This window comes from Pseudomonas sp. SC3(2021) (assembly GCF_019856535.1).
In the GTDB taxonomy this organism is placed as follows: Bacteria; Pseudomonadota; Gammaproteobacteria; order Pseudomonadales; family Pseudomonadaceae; genus Aquipseudomonas; species Aquipseudomonas monsensis.
In genome coordinates this window covers 5,631,337-5,652,947 of the sequence record NZ_CP082236.1, presented here as the reverse complement: position 1 = coordinate 5,652,947, position 21,611 = coordinate 5,631,337, and the positions used below count along the sequence as shown (strand labels likewise).

Annotated in this window: 17 protein-coding genes; 15 read left to right on the top strand and 2 right to left on the bottom strand. The window is 62.9% G+C overall.

Annotated features, from left to right (window positions below):
• Positions 1-37: 37 nt before the first annotated feature.
• Both K5Y35_RS25090 and gspG read right to left on the bottom strand, forming a co-directional pair.
• Positions 38-1,225, bottom strand: a complete 1,188-nt coding sequence (locus K5Y35_RS25090) for a type II secretion system F family protein (RefSeq protein WP_083368624.1) — start codon at positions 1,223-1,225, stop codon at positions 38-40.
• A 14-nt stretch (positions 1,226-1,239) separates the two neighbouring features.
• Positions 1,240-1,668 (bottom strand): type II secretion system major pseudopilin GspG, encoded by a 429-nt coding sequence (gene gspG, locus K5Y35_RS25085; protein WP_123463262.1) that lies wholly within the window; start codon positions 1,666-1,668, stop codon positions 1,240-1,242.
• Positions 1,669-1,874: 206 nt separating this feature from the next.
• On the opposite strand from gspG, the gene K5Y35_RS25080 reads away from it, so the two are divergent.
• From K5Y35_RS25080 to K5Y35_RS25010, 15 genes are all read left to right on the top strand, one after another.
• On the top strand, positions 1,875-2,483 hold the full coding sequence (locus tag K5Y35_RS25080; RefSeq protein WP_222833251.1) for a lytic transglycosylase domain-containing protein: 609 nt from the start codon (positions 1,875-1,877) through the stop codon (positions 2,481-2,483).
• Between the two features lie 200 nt (positions 2,484-2,683).
• On the top strand, positions 2,684-8,518 hold the full coding sequence (mnxG, locus tag K5Y35_RS25075; RefSeq protein WP_222833250.1) for a manganese-oxidizing multicopper oxidase MnxG: 5,835 nt from the start codon (positions 2,684-2,686) through the stop codon (positions 8,516-8,518).
• A 313-nt stretch (positions 8,519-8,831) separates the two neighbouring features.
• A complete protein-coding gene (locus K5Y35_RS25070; protein WP_222833249.1) occupies positions 8,832-10,754 on the top strand; it encodes a YncE family protein in 1,923 nt (640 codons plus the stop codon).
• Between the two features lie 14 nt (positions 10,755-10,768).
• Positions 10,769-11,419 carry an SCO family protein gene (locus K5Y35_RS25065; RefSeq protein WP_222833248.1) on the top strand — a complete coding sequence of 217 codons (651 nt, stop codon included), beginning with the start codon at positions 10,769-10,771 and terminating at the stop codon, positions 11,417-11,419.
• A complete protein-coding gene (locus K5Y35_RS25060; RefSeq protein ID WP_123463253.1) occupies positions 11,416-12,036 on the top strand; it encodes an SCO family protein in 621 nt (206 codons plus the stop codon). Before K5Y35_RS25065 ends, K5Y35_RS25060 begins: the two co-directional genes overlap by 4 nt.
• Positions 12,037-12,045: 9 nt before the next feature.
• On the top strand, positions 12,046-13,596 hold the full coding sequence (locus K5Y35_RS25055; protein WP_222833247.1) for an ABC transporter substrate-binding protein: 1,551 nt from the start codon (positions 12,046-12,048) through the stop codon (positions 13,594-13,596).
• A 15-nt stretch (positions 13,597-13,611) separates the two neighbouring features.
• A complete protein-coding gene (locus K5Y35_RS25050; RefSeq protein WP_128616011.1) occupies positions 13,612-14,373 on the top strand; it encodes a SurA N-terminal domain-containing protein in 762 nt (253 codons plus the stop codon).
• A gap of 219 nt (positions 14,374-14,592) precedes the next feature.
• The gene (locus K5Y35_RS25045) at positions 14,593-15,123 is read left to right on the top strand and encodes a response regulator (protein ID WP_128616012.1); all 531 of its coding nucleotides are present in this window, start codon (positions 14,593-14,595) and stop codon (positions 15,121-15,123) included.
• Between the two features lie 81 nt (positions 15,124-15,204).
• On the top strand, positions 15,205-16,911 hold the full coding sequence (locus K5Y35_RS25040; protein ID WP_123463244.1) for a GspE/PulE family protein: 1,707 nt from the start codon (positions 15,205-15,207) through the stop codon (positions 16,909-16,911).
• A complete protein-coding gene (locus K5Y35_RS25035) occupies positions 16,892-17,695 on the top strand; it encodes a hypothetical protein (RefSeq protein ID WP_123463242.1) in 804 nt (267 codons plus the stop codon). Before K5Y35_RS25040 ends, K5Y35_RS25035 begins: the two co-directional genes overlap by 20 nt.
• A gap of 1 nt (position 17,696) precedes the next feature.
• Complete coding sequence (locus tag K5Y35_RS25030; protein WP_123463240.1) at positions 17,697-18,242, top strand: PilN domain-containing protein; 546 nt, start codon at positions 17,697-17,699, stop codon at positions 18,240-18,242.
• Positions 18,229-18,777 carry a GspMb/PilO family protein gene (locus K5Y35_RS25025; protein ID WP_222833246.1) on the top strand — a complete coding sequence of 183 codons (549 nt, stop codon included), beginning with the start codon at positions 18,229-18,231 and terminating at the stop codon, positions 18,775-18,777. The genes K5Y35_RS25030 and K5Y35_RS25025 overlap by 14 nt, the downstream gene beginning before the upstream one ends.
• Positions 18,777-19,289, top strand: a complete 513-nt coding sequence (locus K5Y35_RS25020) for a hypothetical protein (RefSeq protein ID WP_222833245.1) — start codon at positions 18,777-18,779, stop codon at positions 19,287-19,289. The genes K5Y35_RS25025 and K5Y35_RS25020 overlap by 1 nt, the downstream gene beginning before the upstream one ends.
• A complete protein-coding gene (locus K5Y35_RS25015) occupies positions 19,286-21,133 on the top strand; it encodes a secretin N-terminal domain-containing protein (RefSeq protein WP_222833244.1) in 1,848 nt (615 codons plus the stop codon). Before K5Y35_RS25020 ends, K5Y35_RS25015 begins: the two co-directional genes overlap by 4 nt.
• Positions 21,134-21,135: 2 nt before the next feature.
• Positions 21,136-21,609 carry a type II secretion system protein gene (locus tag K5Y35_RS25010; RefSeq protein WP_123463232.1) on the top strand — a complete coding sequence of 158 codons (474 nt, stop codon included), beginning with the start codon at positions 21,136-21,138 and terminating at the stop codon, positions 21,607-21,609.
• The last annotated feature ends 2 nt before the right edge of the window (positions 21,610-21,611 follow it).

Below are 21,611 nucleotides of genomic sequence, written 5' to 3'. Positions count from 1 at the left end.
TAGAGCGTGGGTACAGAGATCCGACCCGTTCCCGGAGTCAGTGAATACTCGAAGCCAGTTCGAAAATCGGGATGTACATCAGGATCACGATGACCCCGATCAGCAGGCCGATGAAGGTCATCAGCAGCGGTTCGAACAACTTCACGAACCACTCCAGCCAGCGGCTGATTTCCTCGTCGTAGAAATCGGCGCTGCGCTCCATCATCTGCCCGAGGTTGCCGGACTGTTCGCCGGCGCGCAGCAGGCGCAGGGACACCGGTGTCACCAGGTGATTGAGTTCCAGCGCGGTGGACAGCGATTGCCCCTCGCGCACCCGTTCGCAGGCCTGATCCAGGCGCACCCGCGACGCCACGGTGAGCAAGCCGCGCACCATGCTCATAGCGGTCACCAGCGGAATCCCGCCCTGCAGCAGAATCCCCAGCGAACGATAAAAGCGCGCCAGTTCATACATGAAAATCCGTTGATGCACGGCCGGCAGTTTCTCCACCAGCCGGTCCAGCCCGCGGCGAAACGCCGGTTGTTTTTGCAGCACGGCAAGGGCGATGACCAGCGCTGCCAGCCCACCGAAGAACTCGGCCTGATGCGCATGCAAAAACATGCCGCTGCTCATCAGCACCTGCGACAGCCACGGCAGGTTATTCCCCAGCCCCTCAAACACCAGACTGAAACGCGGCACCACATAACCCATCAAGAACAGCACCACGCCACCGCCGACTATCAGCAACAGCATCGGGTAGATCGAGGCGCTGATGATCTTCTGGCGCACCTCGTCCATGCGCTGGCGGTAACTGACGTAACGACCCAGCGCATCGCCGACCGCGCCGGTTTTCTCGCTGGACTGTACCAGCGCCACGTACAGCGGCGGGAACACCGCCGACAACTGGCCCAACGCCTGCGAGAAGGACTTGCCCTCGTACAGCAGGCGCACCAGCTCACTCAAGGTTTTGCGGGCGGCGGGGGCGGTTTCTTTTTCGGCGAGGCTTTCCAGCGCATCGATCAGCGGTAGGCCAGCATTGAGCAGGGTGGTCAGCTCCTGGCTGAACAGCACCAGGTTGAAGGTCTCGCGCTGACGCAGTTTCAGCGAGCGCCAATGCTTGTCGGCGTGCGAGCTGAGCACACGCAAACCCTGGTCCTCGGCGATCCGCCGCGCCTCGCTGTCACCCGGCGCTTCGACGCTCAACGACACCACACCCGCCTTGCCAACCGCTTTCAGATGAAATCGCATGGGCCGCGCTCCGTTCACTGCCAATTGGTCACTTCGGCGTTTTCACCTTCGCCGCCGGGCTGGCCGTCCTTGCCCATCGAGAGCAGGTCGTACTCGCTGTTTTCGCCGGGATAGCGGTAGGTGTAATTACGTCCCCACGGGTCCTGCGGCAGTTTTTTCTGCAAATACGGGCCGGTCCATTTCGCCTCGTCACTCGGTGCGGTGACCAAGGCCTGCAAGCCCTGTTCGGTGGACGGGTAGTGACCGACCTCCAGTCGATAGATATCCAGCGCTTTGCTCAGCCCTTCGATCTGCGCCTTGGCCACTTTCACTTCCGAGCGACCGAGTTGGGCGAAGTATTTCGGCGCGACGATCCCGGCCAACAGGCCGAGCACCACCAGCACCACGAGCAATTCGAGCAGGGTAAAACCGCGTTGGCCACGCGGACGATATTGCAGCTTCATGATGACCTCCCGTGAGTGGCAGCCGTGTCGCCTGAACGGCTTATGCAATTGCCATGCTCAGCCCCCACTGAAAACCACCTGATTGGCTGAAACCCTTGTAAACCGGGCATTTAAAGAGTCGGCACAGTGCTTGCGTATGGCTCAAACGTGATCGGCCATTGGGGCATTTCCCCCAATTTATCGGGGTCGATCCGGGGAGGCCCGACATGAAATTTCTTGCCAGCGGATTGCTCGGCTGTGTGCTGCTCAGCGGCGCCGCGCAAGCCGATGTGTTCATCTCGGTGGACGCCAAGGGCAGCTACGTGCTGTCCAACGTTCACCGGCCCGGACGCACCTACGAACGGGTGATCCGCGAGGCTGATGCCGCAGTGGCCAGCCTTGATCAGCAGCCGCAAATGATCGCCAACCAGCCTTACGCGGAACTGGTGTCGGCGGCGGCCAAGGTCAATCAATTACCCGAAGCGCTGTTGCACGCGGTGATCAACGCCGAGTCTCGCTACAACCCCGGTGCCACCTCACCCAAAGGCGCCGGCGGGCTGATGCAGTTGATGCCCGACACCGCGCGCGAACTCGGCGTCACTGACGTCTACGACCCCAAGGCCAACATCCAGGGCGGGGCCAGATACCTCAAGCGTCTGATGACCCTGTTCGACAACGACATCGCCCTTGCCGTGGCGGCTTACAACGCCGGGCCGGACGCGGTGCTCAGCCGTGGCCGGGTGATTCCGCCGTTTGCCGAAACTCAGCGTTATGTGCCGAACGTATTGCGCCAGTACCGGCGTTTGCAGGGCCTGGCCATGGATGCGCCGTTGTGAGCCCAACCCGGTTTTCCCCATTTTCGGGGCAAACCGGATAGACCCGAAAAGTGGGGGAAAGCGGTGGGGAATATCCCCCGGACTTTCAAGTGGTCGCGGTAACTGATTGAACGGTAATGAGATTTTTTGTGGCACGCGGATTGCTCCAGGGCATTTGTCGAGAAGTGTTCGCGAGAGCACCCACTACGAGGTTACTGATCATGGCTGGCATTCATCACACTCCGTCTCTGTTCAACTGGCTGCTGATCCTGGCCTCGATGCTCAGCGTCGAACTGGCCGGCGCAGCCGTGCGTTGCGAGCGCAATCTGGTGGCCAACGTCGTCGCCTTCGATCAACCGCTGATGTTCAACCGCCTCGGTGCGCAGAACATCAACGGCATGATGTTCGCCCTGCGCCGCGATGTGGTCGATGAACATGAGCAGTCACTGGCTTACGGTGGCGCTGCGGTGCCGGGCAAAGTTTCGCTACGCCCGGACAAGCGTCCGCGGCCGTTGGTGTTGCGCGTGGCCGCCGGCGATTGCCTGACGATCAATCTGCAGAACCTGCTCGACTATCAGGCCAACCCGAACAAGCACTTTGAAAACGAGGGCGAAGCAGAGGACGTCGAAAACGCTAACGGCGCCGAAGACTTCAAAGTCGACGAGCAGGTCGCCGATCGTCACGTCGGTTTCCAGGTCAACGGCCTGCAAGCAGTGAACAGCATCGATGACATTTCTTCGTTCACCGGGCGTAACGCCAACAGCCTGGTGCCACCGGGCGCGAGCCGCAGTTACACCTTGTTCGCCGAACGTGAAGGCGCGTTTGCCGTCAGCAGCCGTGGCGCGACGTTTGGCGGCGAGGGCGCGGCCGGCAACGTTGCCAACGGTCTGTTCGGCCAGGTCGTCGTGCTGCCCAAGGGCGGTCGCACTTATCGCAATACCCTCACCGAAGAAGAAATGCGCCTGGCCACGACTGGCCGCGCACCCACCGGCCAACCCATTGTCGATTACCAGGCGCGCTACCCGCAGCGCGAACCTTGGTTACGCGAAGGCAAGGCCGGCACGCCGATCATCGGCATGGTCGACGGCAATGAAATCATTTCCAGCGAAAGCGATGCGATTGTCATGGGCAGCAACGCCGATGGCAGTTTCCCGTCCAGCACCTATCCGCTGGAAACGATGGGCAAACGCAACCCGGCGATCCCCAACCGCTTGGAACCGTTCCGCGATTTTGCCTCGCAGTTCCAGGACGAAACCGCCGCGACTCAAGCGTTCCCTGCATATTGGGCCGATCCGGTGATGGCCCATGTGCTTGAGCCGACCCGCGACTCGTTCATGATCAACTACGGCTCCGGCGGCATGGGTGCCGAAGTGGTCGCCAACCGCTTGGGCGTGGGGCCGATGCACGACTGCCTGTCGTGCGCCTATGAAGAATTCTTCCTCAGCTCGCACACGGTTGGCGATGTGGCGATGCTGGTGGACGTGCCGGCCAACACCGGGCTGGAGAACATCGCCCCGGGCCAGACACCGCGCGCCGATCAGATCGGTGTGAAAGCGACCATGGCCCTGTATCCGTCGGAGCCGTCGAACGTCAACCACAGCTACATCGGTGACTTCGTCAAATTCCGCAACACCCACAATGGCCACGAGCAGCACATCTTCCACCTGCACGGCCATCAGTGGCTGTTCAACCCTAACGACGACAACTCCGATTACGTCGACGCCCAAGGCATCGGTCCGGGCGCCGGCTACACCTATGAAATCGCCAACGGTGGTTCGGGCAACCGCAACCGCGTGGCCGGCGACGCAATCTATCACTGCCATTTCTATCCGCACTTCGCCCAAGGCATGTGGGCCATGTGGCGGGTGCACGATGTGTTCGAAGAGGGCACTCGACTTGATGTTTCGCAGCAGGGCGCCGACGGCTACCACAGCGAACCGTTTGCCTTGCGCAGCGGCAAACCGGCGGCCGGCGCACGGGCTTTGCCCGATGGTGAAATCGTCGCCGGTACGCCGATTCCGGCCATTGTGCCGCTACCCGGCAAAGCCATGGCACCGATGCCTGGCAAAGTCGTGGTGGTGCCGAAAATCGGTGAAACCCTGGTCGCCGGCCATGATGACGAGGATGACGAAGAAGAGGGCGATGATGAGGGTGAACACCATGGCGGCAACGCGGGTGGTCAGGCCATCGGCTCACTGGCGCTGGTCGATCGCAGCGAAGCCAACCGCAATGCCGACGGCAGCCTGAAAAACCCTGGCTACCCGTTCTGGATCGGCGGCATGGAAAGCTCGGTCGGCCAACGTCCGCCAACCCCGCCGCTGGACATGCTCGACGCCGCCACCGCGCAATCGCTCAAGGCCAGCGGCAAGGCGCTGTGGGCCAACCTCGACCCAGCGCAGTCCGGTGGTTGGGATGGCGGTTTGCAGCGGCACGCACTGGATGGCGTCGCGGCCGGTGGCGAGGCACACACCGTGACCACTTCGCTGGACTTCTCCAAGGAAGTCACCCGCGCCAAACCGATTTACCTGCCCGAAGAAGGCACCGAAGTCGAACAGGCGGCGATGGCCTTCCACGCGAAAAAAGATCACCCAAGCTACGCCCTGCTGCCCGGCAATCAAGTGGTGGCCAAGGCGTTCCGCACCAACGGTGCCTTGCCGATGGCCGGCGCGCCGTACTACGAACCGTGCATGGATGATCGGCAAAAACGCCTGACCAGCAATGCCGGCAGCGGCGAGTTCGCCAGTGGTGAGCGCATCGACGGCATGTCCTTTGTCGGCGCCTCGACCTTCACCGCCGACCGCCCACGGATCTACAAAGCCGCCAACATCCAGTTTGATGCGGTGTACAACAAAGTCGGTTATCACTTTCCGCAGGCGCGCATTCTGGCGCTGTGGGAAGACGCCTGGCCGGTCATCACCAAGCAGCGTCCGCCAGAGCCGCTGGTGATGCGCATGAACACCTTCGATTGCGTGCAATACCAGCAAACCAACCTGGTGCCGGCCACTTACGAGATGGACGATTATCAGGTGCGCACGCCGACCGACGTGATCGGCCAGCACATTCACCTGCCGAAGTGGGATCTGACCTCGGCGGACGGCTCTTCCAACGGCTGGAATTACGAGGACGGCGTGCTCTCGCCCGGCGCAGTGCAGGAGCGCATTCACGCGATCCGCGAGTTCAACCAGTGCGCCGGTACTGATCCGCGTGACGGCACTCAGGCCTGCCCGAAAGCCAGGAACCATCCGTTCTTCGGCCAGTACGGCCGCGCTGACTGGCTGGGTGCGCGCACGGCGATGCAGCGCTGGTTCGTCGATCCGGTGGTCAACGCCAAAGGCGTCGATCGCGGCCTCGGCACGATCTTCACCCACGACCACTTAGGCCCATCGACGCACCAGCAGATTGGTCTGTACGCCACCGTTCTTGCAGAGCCGGCCGGTTCCACCTGGTTCCACGCCGAAACCGGCGAGCCTCTCTATAGCGGCGCGCGCCAAGACGGCGGGCCGACGTCGTGGCAAGCGGTGATCAACACCGGCGACCTCGATGGCGATGGCAAGAACGACAGCTTCCGCGAGTTCTTCCTCGAATACAGCGACTTCCAGCACGCCTATGAGGCCGGCGTCTATGTGGGCGCCGGTCCCAACGGCGTGCCGAATGCGCAGGCGTTCCCGGCCACCGCCGACAGCTTCCGCTACGCGATCAATCCGCCAGTGCGCAACAACGCCAGCAACTTGCTTGAAGGAGTGCTGGAGGTGCAGGGCGGTCAGGTCCCGGGCTGCCCGAGCCGGCCATGCCCGCAGGCGATTTCGGTGGATGACCCGGGCATGTTCGTCGTCAACTATCGCAACGAACCGCTGGCCCTGCGCGTGTACGACCCGAACAAGGTCGGCCCGGACGGCAAGCGCGGCATGCAGGCCGACGGCCTTGGCGGTGATCTGGCGTTCGCCATGCAAAGCCGTACCGACCGGGCGATTCCGGCGATGAACCTGGCGCCGAATCTGCTCACCTCGGCGACCGGCCCCACCGGTGGCACCACGCTGTTTCCGCCGCACATCAACAAGGGCGGCGCCGAGCCGGGCGATCCGTTCACGCCAATGCTGCGTACTTACACCGGCGACAACGTGCGGCTGCGGGTGCATGCCGGTGGCCATGAGGAAGAGCACAACGTCACCTTGCACGGGGTGAAATGGCTGCAGAGCGGTTCCGGGTTCGGCAACAGCTCCAACTCTGGCTGGCGTGCGTCGCAGATGATCGGCATCTCCGAGCAGATGGGCTTCATTGCGCCGGTGTCGATGCTGTCCAGTTCGGCGGCGACCACGGGCGACTATCTGTACTCGATGGACGCTTCGATCGAAGGCTACTGGAGCGGTATCTGGGGCGTGATGCGCAACTACACCGCCAAACGCAGCGACTTGTTCGCCATCCCCAACAACCCGAATCCGGCAGGCATGCGTAACACCGTCGCGTTCGAGGGCAGTTGCCCGCGCTATGGCGCCAACCCTAACGGTATTGGCACCCGGCCAACGGTGCAGCGCAACTATGAGGTGGTCGCGGCGCTGGCCAATGACATCCTCGGCAATACGCTGGGCCTGACCATCGGCGATCCCGAAGGGCTCGGCCAGCATGTCGGCGGGCCGCTCAATCCCGCGGGCGGCACCCTGGTGCTGAACTCGCGCACGGTGAGCATTCCACAAGTCACCGTGACCGATCCGGAGGATGGCGAAACCATCACCATCGGCGGACAGAGCGGGCCGCTGCATGATCCGACCGCGATTCTGTATGTGCGCAAATCCGATCTGGATCCGGTGAGCGGCAAGCTCAAACCCGGCATCCCGGTCGAACCGCTGGTGCTGCGCGCAGCGGCGGGGGATTGCATCAACATCACCCTGGAAAACCGTCTGCCGAGCGTGATGCCGGATCTGACTCAAACCGCAGTGATGCAAGGCATGGTCAAGCGTGATCGCAACAGCGGCCTGGGCTCGACCACCTTCAGCAACAACCTGATGCGGCCGTCCAGCCACGTCGGTCTGCACGCGCAGTTGCTGGCCTACGACATCACCAAATCCGACGGCGCCAACGTCGGCGCCAATCCGATCCAGACCGTGCCACCGCGTGTCGGCAACAGCGGCGCGTACCCGACCCGGACCTATCAGTACTACGCCGGGCATCTGGAGCGTGAGGGCAAACCGGTGACGCAACTGGGCCGCAGCGTCGACAACATCAACGCCACAGCGGTGGAGTTCGGCGGCTTGAATTTCATCCCGGCGGACGTGATCAAGCAGCCGCAAAAAGGCCTTGGTGGAGCAATGAGCATCCTGCCGATCGGCGCGACCTGGGTCGACGATGCGCGCAAGGTCAACGCCACGGTCACGGCGCCTGGGCAAACCAGCTACCGCGATTTTGCGATGGTCTGGCACAAGGCGTTGAACACCCGTTGGGCCAATGGCCGGCCGGTGGAAGGGATTGCCGCTGAGGGCTTCGGCGTGCCGACCGATCCGCAGGACAACTCGAGCATGGCGATCAACTACAAGACCGAGCCGCTGTGGTATCGCTTCGGCCTCGCTCCGGATGCACCGTTCGGGCATGCCGATGGCGCGGGTTACGGCGACATGAGCAATGCGCACATGGCTTACAGCAATGCGCTGATCGGTGGCGATCCGCAGACGCCGGTGCTGTATGCCAAACCCGGACAGCCATTCCGTACGCACATTCTGATGCCAAGCGGTGGCAGTCGCGGCACCACGTTCCAGCTCGACGGGCATGTCTGGTCGGTGAACCCGTTCCAGGCCGAGAAGAGCGACACCGGGGGGTATCCGCTGGGCTCGCCGGGCGTGGGCTCGGTGCGCTTCGGCTACAACCCGATGTCGATGTACATCGGCGCCCACGAGAGCATCCTGCCGGCCGCGCACTTCAGCTTCATGATTCCGAGCGCTGGTGGCAGCAATGCGATACCGGGGGATTACCTGTTCCGCGACTACGCCGCTTACGGCAACACCTCCGGGTTATGGGGCTTGCTGCGGGTGACCAACGAACCGGAACCGGCGCCGCAGGGGCAGTAGCAGAGCGGCAATGTCCCGGTGGATGCAAATCCCTTGTGGGAGCAACCCGGTTTCAAGGGTGCAGCGGAAGACGCCTTCGCGAGCAAGCTCGCTCCCACAGTGGGCAGTGGTGGCAGTGAGGGAGTGGGACGGATGCAAATCCCTTGTGGGAGCGAGCTTGCTCGCGAATGGGAGCAACCCGGTTTCAAGGGCGCAGCGGAAGACGCCTTCGCGAGCAACCCGAATTCAAGGGTGCAGCGGAAGACGCCTTCGCGAGCAAGCTCGCTCCCACAGGGACCGCGTCGTTTGGACTGAATGTGTAGGGGAGTGCTGGATGAACAGGATCATCAACATCATCGGTATTTGCACGCTGGCCATGGCCGGGGCATTGCTGACGCTGAGTGAGATCGCGCTGGCGCAAACCGGGGCGGGTCAGACGCTGAACCGTGACGGCGTGGCGGTGGATTTCAACCTCAAGCCACTGGCCGCCGACGGCAAGCTGCGCGAAGGCGAATTCGCCGATGTGCAGTTCCGCGTCACCGACAGCGCTTCCGGCCAGCCGTTGTCCGGGGTAGCGCCGGGCGCCTGGGTCGATCCACAAACCCTCGCCGCCGATCAAGCCCAGGGCCGCGACCAGAGCTGCAAAGCCCGGGTCGGGGTGTTCCTCAAGTCCAACATCGGCGCGCGGCCGTTGCTCGACCTCAACAGCTATTTCCTGCTGGTGATGAACCGCGACGCCAGCATCGCTGTGGTCGATCCGTCGGTGTCGGTCGGCGGCATCACCAGCACCCTGGCGCGGATCGAACTCAAGCAACCGCCGATGGACTGGGTCAGCCCCAAAGACAACAAACGCGTATTCGTCTCGATGCCGATGGCCGGCGAAGTGGCCGTCATCGACAGCGAGCAATTCAAAGTCCTCGACTCAATCGCCGCTGGCAGCCAACCGGTACGCGTGGCGCTGCAACCGGATGAACGCCTGCTGTGGGTCGGCAACAACGCCAGCAAAGCCGAAGGCTCCGGCGTCACGGTGATCGACAGCCAAAGCCTCAAACCCCTCAAACACTTGCAGACCGGGCGCGGCCACCACGAAATCAGCTTCAGCAAGGACAGCCGTTTCGCCTTCGTCAGTAACCGCGACGACGGCACCGTCAGCGTGGTCGACATCGCCAGCCTGAACATCGTCCAGCAGATCAAAACCGGCTCGCATCCGCTGTCAGTCGCCTATTCAGCGCTGTCCGGCGCGGTTTACGTCGCCGACGGCAAGGACGGCACCGTGACCGTGATCGACGCCAGCACCCACGCCATCCGCCGGGTGATAAAACTGCAACAAGGCCTCGGCCCCATGGGCTTCAGCGCTGACGGCCGCTTCGGCGTGGTGCTCAACACCGTGGAAAACCGCGCCACGGTCATCGACGCCGCGACCAACAGCGCCATCCATGATCTGGACGTTTCCGCCGAGCCCTACCAAGTGGTGTTCACCCAGGCCTACGCCTACATCCGCGGGCTCGCTTCACCGAAAGTCACCATGATCAACCTGTCTTCTTTAGGCGAAGGCCGCCAGCCAATCAGCCAGGGTTTCGAAGCCGGCCCGCAAGCGCCGCGTATGGCCGGGGATTTACCGCTGGCCTCGAGCCTGGCGGTGTCACGCGACGACAACGCGGTGTTCGTGGTCAACCCGGTCGACAACACCACCTACTTTTACGCCGAAGGCATGAACGCGCCGATGTCCGGTTACCCCAACCGTGGCCAGATCGCCCGCGCCGCCATGGTCATCGACCGCAGCCTGCGCGAAGTCTCGCCGGGGCTCTACAGCGCGCGGGTGAAGTTGCCGGCGGCAGGGCGCTTCGATGTGGCATTCCTGCTCAACCAGCCGAACATCATTCACTGTTTCACCGCGCAGATCGACGCCGATGGCAAAGCAAAAAAACACCTCGGCCAGCCGAAAGTCGAGTTCCTCCTCGACAAGACTGCCGTGGCGCTCAACGACCCCTACGTCGTGCGTTTCCGCATCGTTCAGGGCAAAGACAAGACCCAGCGCAGCGGTGTGAAAGACGTGCAACTGCGCTACTACCTCGCACCCACCTCGCACCCGCGTGAAGTGACGGCGCTGGAAGTCGCCGACGGCGTGTACGAAGCGCCAATCACCCTCGACCGCAGCGGCGCCTGGTACCTGCATGTGCGTGCGGAGTCGCTGGGCGCCGGTTTCGATGACAAGACCTTTGCCAGTGTTCGGGTAGCTCCCGGCCTGGCCCGTTGAAGAGGAGTTTCGACATGAACCGATTTGCATCCAGTGGCCTGCTGACCCTGTGTCTGTTGAGCCTCGGCCTCCAACAAGTCCAAGCCCATTCTGCGGACGAACACGCCGGGCACAAGGTCCCGGCCGGCAATACTCAGGAACACGCTCAGGTGAAGTTCGCCAACGTGCCGCTGCTCGACCAGAACGGCAAAACCGTGCGCCTTGAACAAGACCTGGTGCAGGGCAAAATCGTCGTCATGAGCTTCATCTACACCAGTTGCACCACGGTGTGCCCGGTGGTCTCGTCGATCATGGGCAAGGTGCAGAAACAACTCGGTGCGCGGGTCGGCGAAGAAGTGCAACTGGTGTCGATCAGCATCGACCCGCAGCGCGACGACCCGAAACGCCTGCAGGATTATGCGCGCACCTTCCAGCGCGGGCCGGGCTGGAGCTGGCTGACCGGCTCGCCGCAGTCGATCAATGAAACCCTCAAGGGCCTCGGCAGTTTCAGCGGCGACCTGAAGAGTCATCAACCGCTGATCCTCGTCGGCGACGGCAACAGCCGCCACTGGATGCGCTACTACGGCTTCACCGATCCGGCGCTACTGGCCAAGGAAGTGGAAAAACTCAGCGGCTTGCGCACCCACGCCAAACACACCGCCATCGCCATGGAGCAACAGCCATGAGACTGCTCGACTGGATCTCCCTGACCGTGTGCTTCTGGATCTTCAGCACCGTGGCGTTTGCCCACGAAGGCCATGCCCCTGAGGCACCAGCGGCGGTTGCCGCCGCGCCGGCGACAGGCACCCACGACGCGAAAACCTGGTTCACCGACACGCCGTTGCAGGATCAGAACGGCGAGACCCTGCGCTTCTATAGCGATGCGCTGCAAAACCGCATCGTCCTGCTTAACGTGATCTTCACCAGTTGCAATGACGCATGTCCGCTGATCACCCAAAAGCTCAAGGAAGTCCGCGAGCTGCTGGGCGACAAGGCCTCGGACATCACCTTCATTTCCCTTACCAGTGACCCGCTGCGCGACACGCCGGCGGTGCTCAAGGCTTACACCTTGAAGCAGGGTTCCGATGACCCTCATTGGCTTTTTCTTACCGGCGACAAAGCGCAGATGGACCTGGTATTGAGCCGCATCGGCCAGATCGTGCCGACGCCCGAGCAACACTCCACGCAGCTGATCGTCGGCGATGTCGCCAATAAACGCTGGAGCAAAATCCGTCCCGACGCCCCGGCCGCCGCCATTGCCCAGCGCTTGCAGTTGCTGACAATGCCCGTGGCTGGCCGCTGAGTCCGCGCCATGAACCTGAGCCGCGTCCTCGCCCTCATCCTGCTCGCTGGCCTCAGCCTTGGCGCGAGCGCTGCGCCGTTGACACCGGAAGAGGCGGCGGGCAAGCGTCTTTATCGGCAAGGCCTGTCGGCCAGTGGCGAAGCGATCATGGCACGGGTTGGCGCGGCGGACGTGCTGCTGCCGGCGACCAGCCTGCCGTGCGCCAATTGCCACGGCGCCGATGGCCTCGGTCGGCCTGAAGGCGGCGTGCGTCCCCCCGAGTTGAACTGGGCGCGACTGACCAGCACGTATGGCCAGCAACAGGTCAACGGCCGCAGTTATCCGGCCTACAGCGAGAGCAGTCTTGCCACGGCTATCGAGCAGGGCCGCGACCCCGGCCACAATCGTCTCGACCCGAGCATGCCGCGCTTTCTGCTGTCGATGAAGGATCAGCGCAACCTCACCGCCTATCTCAAACGCCTCGCCGATGAGCGCGATCCCGGCCTCGATGTCGAGACCTTGCATCTGGGCACCTTGCTGCCCAGCCAAGGGCCGCTGGCCGAGGAGGGCGCGACGGTGGCGGCGGTGCTCAACGGCAGTGTGGCGCAGATCAATCAAGCCGGCGGCATACATGGGCGGCAACTGCGCCTGACGGTGATCGATCCCGGCCCGGACCGCGCCAGTGCCGAGCAAGCCTTGCAGCAGTTGATCGAGCAAGAACAAGTGTTCGCGTTGATCGCGCCGCTGGCGCCGGCCCTCGACAGTGACTTGGGGCTGCGCCTGGAACAGGCCGGCGTGCCGCTGATCGGGCCGATGTCGATCCTCGGCACCCTGCAGGCCAGTCCGCAGATTTTCGAACCCTTGCCGGGATTGCCTGAACAGTTGATCGCGCTGGCCGATTACGCCACGGCAAGCCTGCGTGTGCTGCAAGGGCCGACGCTGATTGCTTATCCCGATGACCCTGCACAAACGCTGGCCGCGCAAAACCTTGGCCAGTATTTGCAGGATCACGGCTGGCAAAAAGTCCATCTGCAAGCCTACGACCACGCTGCAGATGCGCTACCGCTGGGTTCGCGCTCGGTGTTCTATCTGGGCAATGGCGGCGGTTTCAGTCGTCTGGCCACGAGGCTGCAAAGCGCCGGGCAAGTGCCTTATCTGTTTGCCGCCTCCAGCCAGGTGGCCGGCGATCTGCTGCAAGTTCCCGACGGCTTCACCCGACGGGTGTTCCTCGCCTATCCGTTCGTGCCCAGCGACTGGACCCAGGCCGGGCGCATGGCCCTGACGTTACTGCGTGAAGGCCAGGGCCTCGGCGCCCAGCACGCGGTGCTGCAAGTCGGCGCTTACACCTCGATGTTGCTGCTCAGCGAAGGCATGAAACAGGCCGGCCGCGACGCCAGCCGGGAAAAACTGGTGGCGGCGCTGGAAGGCCTGCACGACTTCGACACCGGCCTGACCCCGCGCCTGAGCTTCGGTCCCGGTCGACGCCTGGGCTTGAGCGGCGCGCATGTGGTCACTGTGGATTTGCCCGATCAGCGTTTCTATCTGGTCGCGCCCTATAAACCGATTGTTGCCAGCCCCTGAACGGAGGCCCCGATCATGAAACTCTCAACGCTGATCTTGTTGCTGACTTGCTGGCTACCGCTGGCGTGGGCGAATAACGAGCCGGCCGTGGCGCGGGTCAATGGCGAGGAAATATCCGGGTTTCGCTTCGAGCGCTTCTTCGCTGAATACCTGGAAGATCAGGGCCGTGCAGTGACGAGCATTCGCAGTCCCAAGGCCTACAAGGAACTGCGTCAGGCGGCGTTGCAAATGCTGATCGACAAAGAATTGCTGTGGCAGGAATCGCAGAAACGCGGGCGGCAGATCGACGAGCAAGCGGTGCGTCAGCAGATTGAGCAAACCCGCATCGCCATCGGCGGCGCGGATAAATTTGTCCGGCGCTTGCAGGATGCCGGTTTCGATGAGGCGTCCTTCACCGAGTACACCCGCCGCGAACTGGCGGCGCAGCAGATGTTCGCCGAACTGATCCGCGCCAATACCTTGCAACCCCGCCACCTGCTGATCCGCGTGCCCGCGCAAGCGGATGCAGCCACAGTCGCCGCAGCGCGTCTACGCTTGATGCAAATGCGCGCGCCGATTGCCGAGGCCGCGACGTTTGCCAGCCAACCGCTGCGTTCACCGTTCGGCTGGCATGTGATTTATTTGCAGAACCACTTGGAGGCCGCCGATGTCCCAGATTTACAGGGGCTGGATACAGTCAGGGCAGAGCTCGCCCGACAGCAACAGACCCAGGCTCGTCGTCAGGTGCTCGCGCAATTACGGGTGCAGAACAGGATCGAACGAATTGACGACGACTGAAGGTTCCCCCCCAATAGTGGGGAATGGCTTCGTTGCCCATTCAGGTGCTTCCCCGTTTCTGGGGAACGGGGTACCGGGACGAGCGGGCATTGTCATTAAATTCAAGGACATGAAGAGATAAAATTACCGGAACTCAGCCTGGCATGAAGTGTGCGTTACCCCTGGTAAGGCGCACTCTCAGGGCGGGGTCATCGGACCTGCTGTTTCAAGGAGTCGACCTTGGTTAACAAAGTACTGGTTGTCGAAGACGAACAGCTGCTTGCACAAAACCTTCAGGATTATCTGTCGGCGCAAGGGCTGGAAGTCGCGATTGCACATGACGGAGCGACGGCTATCGGTTTGGCCGAAACCTTTGCTCCCGACGTGCTGGTGTTCGATTACCGCTTGCCCGATATGGAAGGCTTTGAGGTGCTCGACGCGGTCCGCCAGAACAGGACGTGCCATTTTGTGCTGATAACGGGTCACCCGACCGCCGAAGTCTGTGAGCGGGCGCGGCAACTGGGGGTCAGCCACATCCTGTTCAAACCGTTTCCCTTGGCGGAACTGGCGCGGGCGGTCTGCGACCTTCTGGGCATCAAGCGCGAAGCGAAACCCGGTGCGAGCCCCTCCGAGGGCTTTGTCGAACGACGCCAGAGCAGGACCGAGAGCTTCCCGTTGCAGTTGTACGATGGCAGTTGGGTGTTGGCGGATCGGCGACGACAGTCGCGCGCCATGGCACCCGACGAAGATCAAATGCTCACCGGGGAGTAATGGCGCGATCAGACGTTCCGGCACTTGCCGCCAAGGTTTGCCGCGCCGACAGGGCTCTGAGCCCCGGTTGGAGAGCAAGCCATGGAACGTCTGTCCGTTGTCGTCGAACCGCTGCCGGCCGCAAGCGCCCCCGAGCGCTTTTCCAGTGAGCAGTTGGCCCAGGCCCGGGCGCGGGCCGCCACTTCTGGCGAACGCGTGCTTGAAGCCCTCGGCGTGCTCTGTGAACTGGCGCCGATGCCGTTCATTCACACCCTCGGCGCCACCCTGCATTACCCGGTGCTCGACACCGACAGCCTGTTTCAAGCGACGCCGGTATTCGACCGGGTCACCCTCGCACAATGCCTGAAACGTGAATTCATCCTGCTGCGCCACAATGACGAAGTCATCGGTGTATTCGCCGACCCCTTCGACCCGGCGCGCCTGGCCTGGATCGACGATTGCCTGCACGGCGCGCCGCTGCATCTGGTGCACGCCGATGACCTCAAGGCCTATCTGGCCCGTCACGAAGAAAGCTTCCACGCCGTCGAATCGCTGAACGCTCAGGGCGACACGCATAACGAAATCGACACCCTGCAAAGCCTGTCGCTGACCAGCATCAGCGAAGACGCCAGCAGCGTGGTGAAACTGGTCAACTCGACCCTCTACGACGCGCTGAAAATGCACGCCAGCGACATCCACCTCGGCACCACCGGCCACGGTCTGGTGATCAAGTACCGCATCGACGGCGTGCTCAACAACATCAGCAAAGTCCAGGGCAACGAGTTCGCCGAGCAGGTGATTTCGCGAGTCAAGGTCATGGCCGAACTGGACATCGGCGAGAAACGCGTACCGCAGGACGGGCGCTTCAAAATTGGCATCAGCGGCCGCCAGATCGACTTTCGCGTGTCGATCATGCCGAGCATCTTCGGTGAAGACGCAGTGCTGCGGGTGCTCGACAAACAGGATCTGGCCGACAAGGTCTGCGGCGTGCAATTGCAGGCGCTGGGCTTTGAAGACGAAACCCTGCGCCAGTTGCGCCGCCTCGCCGCCGAACCCTACGGCATGGTGCTGGTCACCGGCCCGACCGGCAGCGGCAAGACCACCACGCTGTACGCGATGATCACCGAGATCAACCACGGCGTGGACAAGATCATCACCATCGAAGACCCGGTCGAATATCAACTGCCGGGGGTGCTGCAGATCCCGGTCAATGAGAAAAAAGGCCTGACCTTCGCCCGCGGCCTGCGCTCGATCCTGCGCCACGACCCGGACAAGATCATGGTCGGCGAAATCCGTGACCCGGACACCGCGCAGATCGCCGTGCAATCGGCGCTCACCGGTCACCTGGTGTTCACCACCATCCACGCCAACAACGTCTTCGACGTGATCGGCCGCTTCACGCAAATGGAAATCGACCCCTACAGCCTGGTCTCGGCGCTCAACGCGATTCTTGCCCAGCGCCTGATCCGTCTGGTCTGCGCCAGTTGCAGCGCGCCGGTCAATCCGAGCGATGAAGAACTGCGCGCCTCGGGCCTCGATCCACAGAAAGTCGATCACTACCACTTCGTCCACGGCAAGGGCTGCGGCCACTGCCGGGGCAGCGGCTATCGCGGGCGCACGGCGATTGCCGAACTGCTGCACCTCGATGACGAGCTGCGCCAGATGATCGTCGAGCGCCAACCAATCACCCAGATCAAAGCCCTGGCCTGCGCTCGTGGTTTGCGCCTGCTGCGCGAATCGGCGCTGGAGCTGGTGGAACAAGGTCGCACCACGCTGGAGGAGATCAATCGTGTCACTTTTATCGCGTGAGCGTTTTATCGCCGTGCTCGGCGCCAGCGGTGTTGGCCTCGGTCAGCGGCGTGGCAGCGACACCCTGTGGCTGGGCAGCGTCGGTTACATCGACGAAGGCTTCCAGAGCTACGCGGTGGCGCTGGATACCCTCGATTGCCTGCTCGGTGAACATGCCCGTGCCGGTGCCGAATTGAGCGTGGTCATCTCCGGGCACTTCAGCCGCTTCTGCCTGGTGCCATGGAGCGCGCAGATCAGCAGCCCGGAAGAACTGCGTGGCTTCGCTCAACTGTGTTTCGAAGACCTGTTTGGCGCGCCGACGCAAGCCTGGAGTCTGGTGTTGTCCGCCGAGCCGGCCGGTTACGACCGCATCGCCAGCGCCTTGCCGCAAGACTTGCTTGAACGCCTGCGCACGCTGGTCAGCGCTCGCGGTTTGCGCCTGCGCTCGGTGCAGCCGTACCTGATGACGGCGTTCAACCGCTTTGACAAAAGCCTCGATGCCGGCGACTTCCTGTTTGTCGTCGCCGAGCCGCAACGCAGCGTGTTGTTGCTGGCGAGGGAAGGGCGCTGGGCTGGCGTGCGTTCGGTGGGCGGCAGCGACAGCGATGCCGCGTTGAATGCCCTGATCGGTCGCGAACGGCAGCTGCAAGCCTCGACCAGCGAACGCGCCTTCAACGTTTATCTGCATGCTCCGGCGCGCCTCGATGCGCATCCGGACGTGGCGGGTGTGCAACTGCGCACCCTCGAAGACGACTCGATGACTGTGCGTGACGGCTTGTACGTCATGTCCCGGGCGGTGGCCTGACATGCGCGCGCTCAATCTCGATTTTCAGCCACGGCCGCGTTCCGGCCCGTTGGGTTGGAGCCTGCTCGGCGGCGGCGTGCTGCTGGCGCTGCTGTGTTTCGGCGTGCAACAGCACCTCGACACGCACACCGAACAGCAACAAGGCCACCTGCAAACCACCCAGCGCCAGCTCACCGGTGACAGTGGTGCGAAGTCCACCCTGAGCCCGGCGGAAACCCGCGAGCAAGCGCAGAACCTCGCCGAAATGCGCAAGGTCTCGCAGCAACTGCGCCGGCCGTGGGAACGCCTGTTCGCCATGCTCGAAGCGATGCCGCGCGATGACGTCGCGCTGCTGACCTTGACCCCGGATGCGCGCAAAGGCCAGGTGCGGATCAGCGCCGAAGCGCGTGATCTGCAAGCGATGCTCGACTTCCACAAACGTCTGGAAGCCAGCGACGAGCTGTCCGACGTCTCGCTGCTGAGCCACGAAATCGTCGTCAAATCGCCGGAGCAACCGGTGCAATTCAACCTGTCGGCGACCTGGGAGATAGGCGATGCGAATCCCTAAACTGATCGTCCACGAATACCTGCAAGGCCTCGGCGTTCCGGGTCTGGCCGGGCTGGTGCTGCTGCTGGTTGCCGTGGCCTGGGCACTCGGCGGCTTGCTGCCGGGCTGGCAATCGTTGCAGCACTTGAGCCAGCAGACTCAGGAAGCCAGCGAGTACCTGGCCAAGGTTGAAGACGGCAGCATCGCGCCGCCGGTGGTGCCGCAACGGCAGCTCGACGACTTCCGCAACAAACTGCCGGCACAGCCGCAAGCCACCGTCGCCATCGACCGCATCTACGCCCTCGCAGCCCAGGAACACATCACCCTGGCGCGCGGTGAATACGCCCTCGGCGTCGACCCGAAAACCCATCTGGCGCGCTATCAGATCCTGTTGCCAGTGCGCGGCAGCTACCCGCAACTGCGCCGTTTCCTCCATGCCTTGCTCGGCCAGTTGCCGGCGGTGGTGGTGGAGGACCTTGAGTTGCAACGCAAGAAGATTGGCGACACCGACCTCAACGGCCGGATCCGTATGACCCTTTACCTGTCGAGGTCGTGATGAATACCAAGCGCGTGACAGGGTGGCTGGTGTTCTTCGGCGTGGCGGCGGCGCTGGCATGGTTGCCGGAATATTTCTCGCCGAGCGAAGACGCCGGTTCCAACGAAGTGGCCGTCGCCACGCCGGGGAAAACCCGTGGCGCGCTGCCGGCGAGCACAGCCAAGGCCAAGGATGCGCCGATCAAGGACCTGAGCCCGGCCGGCGACCTGTTTGCCGCCAAGTCCTGGAAGGCCGCGCCACTCCTGGCCACGGTCACCGAACAAGCGATCAACCCGGCCACAGTGGTGCAAGCCCCGAGCCTGCCACCGGTGCCGTTTCAGTTCGTCGGCAGGCTGCATGACCGCAGCGACCTGCAAGTGTTTTTGCAGAACGGCGAAAAGATCTACGTCGTGCGCAACGGGGATGTGATCGACGACACCTGGAAGATCACCGGCATTTCCGATCTGGAATTGAGCCTGGTTTACCTGCCTTTGCATTTGTCGCAGACCTTGTCTGTGGGGAGTACGCAATGAACCGTTCCCGTTTGCTGATGAGCCTGGGCCTGTGTGCCGGGCTGGCCGCGTGCAGCTCTGCGCAGGTGGCCAACAAGGAAGCCGCCGACCTGATTGATCAGGGCCAGTACGAGGCGGGGCTGGCCCGGATCGAGGAAGGTCTGCGCGAGAACCCTCGCGACACCGAATTGCACCTGCTGCTTAACAGCGGCCGCGCCAAAGCGATCACGGCATTGCTGACGGCCGGCGACACCGACCGCTCGCGCCGCGACTTTGCTTCGGCGCGCACCGCTTACATGCGCGTGCTGACCATCGAACCGAACAACCGCCGCGCTCAGGATGCCCTCAAGCAGCTGGAATACTTGCGCACCATGGACGAGAAACTCGAGCTGGCCCGTGGCGACCTGCGTCGCGGCGACATCTACGGCGCTGATCGTCAGGTCAAACAGATCCTCGAACTCGACCCGGCCAACGCAGGCGCGCTGGAGCTGCAAGGCAACATTCGCCTGGTGCAGAGCCGCAACGTGATTGCCTACCCGCAACTGCGCACCAAGCTCGATCGGCCGGTTACCCTGGAATTTCGCGACGCCAACCTGAAGACCATTTTCGAAGTGCTGTCACAGGTCGCCGGGCTGAATTTTATCTTCGACAAAGACCTGCGCCCGGACATGAAAGCGACGATTTTCGTGCGTGACGTGCGCATCGAAGACGCCGTGACCTTGCTGCTGCAACAGAACCAGTTGCACCAGAAAGTGGTGAACGAAAACACCTTGCTGATCTACCCGGATTCGCCGCAGAAAGTGAAGGATTACCAGGAACTGGTGATGCGCACCTTCTACCTGACCAGCATCGACGCCAACACCGCGCTGAACATGGTGAAAACCATGCTCAAGACCCGCGACGTGTTCGTCGACGAACGCCTCAACACCCTGACCATGCGCGACACCGAAGACGCGATCCGCATGGCGGAAAAGCTCCTGCAATCGCAAGACCAGTCCAATCCCGAAGTGGTGCTCGAAGTCGAGGTCATGGAAGTCGCCACTCAGCGCATTCTCGACCTCGGCCTGCAATGGCCGAACACCTTCGGCGTGGTCAACAGCGATGGTTCGCCGGTCACGCTGCTCGGGCAACTCAAGGGCATCAACTCCGACCGCATCTCCATCGGCCCATCGCCGCAGGCCAAGATCAACGCGCAGGACAACGATATCAACACCCTCGCCAGCCCGGTGATTCGCGTCAGCAACCGCGAGCAGGCGCGCATCCACATCGGCCAGCGCGTGCCGATCATCAGCGCGACCTCGGTGCCGTCGACACAGGGGCCGGTGATCACCGAAAGCGTGACCTATCTGGATGTCGGTCTGAAGCTCGAAGTGACCCCCACCGTGCACCTGAACAACGAAGTGGCGATCAAGATTGCCCTGGAAGTGAGTAACGCCACGCCGCTGGAGCCGACCCGCCAGGGCACGATCCCGGTGCAGGTCGACACCCGCAATGCGCAAACCTCGCTGCGTCTGCACGACGGCGAAACGCAGATCCTTGCCGGGCTGGTGCGCAACGACCACGGCGCGACCGGCAACAAGATTCCCGGCCTCGGCGATATTCCCGGGCTGGGCCGCTTGTTCGGCAGCAACAAAGACACCATCGGCAAATCGGAACTGGTGCTGTCGATCACCCCACGGATCGTGCGCAACCTGCCGTACCAGAGCCCGTCGGACATGGAGTTCTCCACCGGCACCGAAACCAGCATGCACATCCAGGCACCGGATCGTTCACAGAGCTACGTGATGCCTTCGCCTGCCGCGCAGCCGCGTGCCGTCGGTGAATCGGCCGTGGCCACCACCCGCGTCACTGTCGAGAAGCCTTGATCATGAACGCCTCCCAGCGCGGTTTTACCTTGATCGAAGTCGTGGTGACGCTGGCCCTGATCGGCCTGTTGGCGAGCATGGCCGCGCCCCTGACCGAGACCCTGGTGCGGCGTGGCAAGGAGCAGGAATTGCGCAATGCGCTGTACCAGATTCGCGATGGCATCGACGCCTACAAACGCGCCTTCGATGCCGGCTACATCGAGAAGTCGCTGAACAGCAGCGGCTACCCGCCGAACCTGAAAGTGCTGGTCGAGGGCGTGCGCGATGTGCGCAGCGCCAAAGGCGCCAAGTTCTACTTTTTACGCCGCATCCCGCGCGATCCGCTGGTGCCGGCCAAACGTGATGACGAAGGGGGTTGGGGCATACGTGCCTACAACAGTTCGGCTCAGAACCCGCGCGATGGCGAAGACGTGTTCGACGTCTACTCCCACGCCCGGGGCAAGGGCCTCAACGGTGTCGCTTACCGCGAGTGGTGAAC

Excerpts from the sequence above, each read along its gene's own strand:
- K5Y35_RS25025 (WP_222833246.1), top strand. The coding sequence starts at position 18,229 with ATGCGAATCCCTAAACTGATCGTCCACGAATACCTGCAAGGCCTCGGC.
- K5Y35_RS25015 (WP_222833244.1), top strand. The coding sequence starts at position 19,286 with ATGAACCGTTCCCGTTTGCTGATGAGCCTGGGCCTGTGTGCCGGGCTG.
- K5Y35_RS25080 (WP_222833251.1), top strand. The coding sequence starts at position 1,875 with ATGAAATTTCTTGCCAGCGGATTGCTCGGCTGTGTGCTGCTCAGCGGC.
- K5Y35_RS25055 (WP_222833247.1), top strand. The coding sequence starts at position 12,046 with ATGAACCTGAGCCGCGTCCTCGCCCTCATCCTGCTCGCTGGCCTCAGC.
- K5Y35_RS25010 (WP_123463232.1), top strand. The coding sequence starts at position 21,136 with ATGAACGCCTCCCAGCGCGGTTTTACCTTGATCGAAGTCGTGGTGACG.
- K5Y35_RS25060 (WP_123463253.1), top strand. The coding sequence starts at position 11,416 with ATGAGACTGCTCGACTGGATCTCCCTGACCGTGTGCTTCTGGATCTTC.
- K5Y35_RS25090 (WP_083368624.1), bottom strand. The coding sequence starts at position 1,225 with ATGCGATTTCATCTGAAAGCGGTTGGCAAGGCGGGTGTGGTGTCGTTG.
- K5Y35_RS25020 (WP_222833245.1), top strand. The coding sequence starts at position 18,777 with ATGAATACCAAGCGCGTGACAGGGTGGCTGGTGTTCTTCGGCGTGGCG.
- K5Y35_RS25040 (WP_123463244.1), top strand. The coding sequence starts at position 15,205 with ATGGAACGTCTGTCCGTTGTCGTCGAACCGCTGCCGGCCGCAAGCGCC.
- mnxG (WP_222833250.1), top strand. The coding sequence starts at position 2,684 with ATGGCTGGCATTCATCACACTCCGTCTCTGTTCAACTGGCTGCTGATC.
- K5Y35_RS25030 (WP_123463240.1), top strand. The coding sequence starts at position 17,697 with ATGCGCGCGCTCAATCTCGATTTTCAGCCACGGCCGCGTTCCGGCCCG.
- K5Y35_RS25065 (WP_222833248.1), top strand. The coding sequence starts at position 10,769 with ATGAACCGATTTGCATCCAGTGGCCTGCTGACCCTGTGTCTGTTGAGC.
- K5Y35_RS25070 (WP_222833249.1), top strand. The coding sequence starts at position 8,832 with ATGAACAGGATCATCAACATCATCGGTATTTGCACGCTGGCCATGGCC.
- gspG (WP_123463262.1), bottom strand. The coding sequence starts at position 1,668 with ATGAAGCTGCAATATCGTCCGCGTGGCCAACGCGGTTTTACCCTGCTC.
- K5Y35_RS25050 (WP_128616011.1), top strand. The coding sequence starts at position 13,612 with ATGAAACTCTCAACGCTGATCTTGTTGCTGACTTGCTGGCTACCGCTG.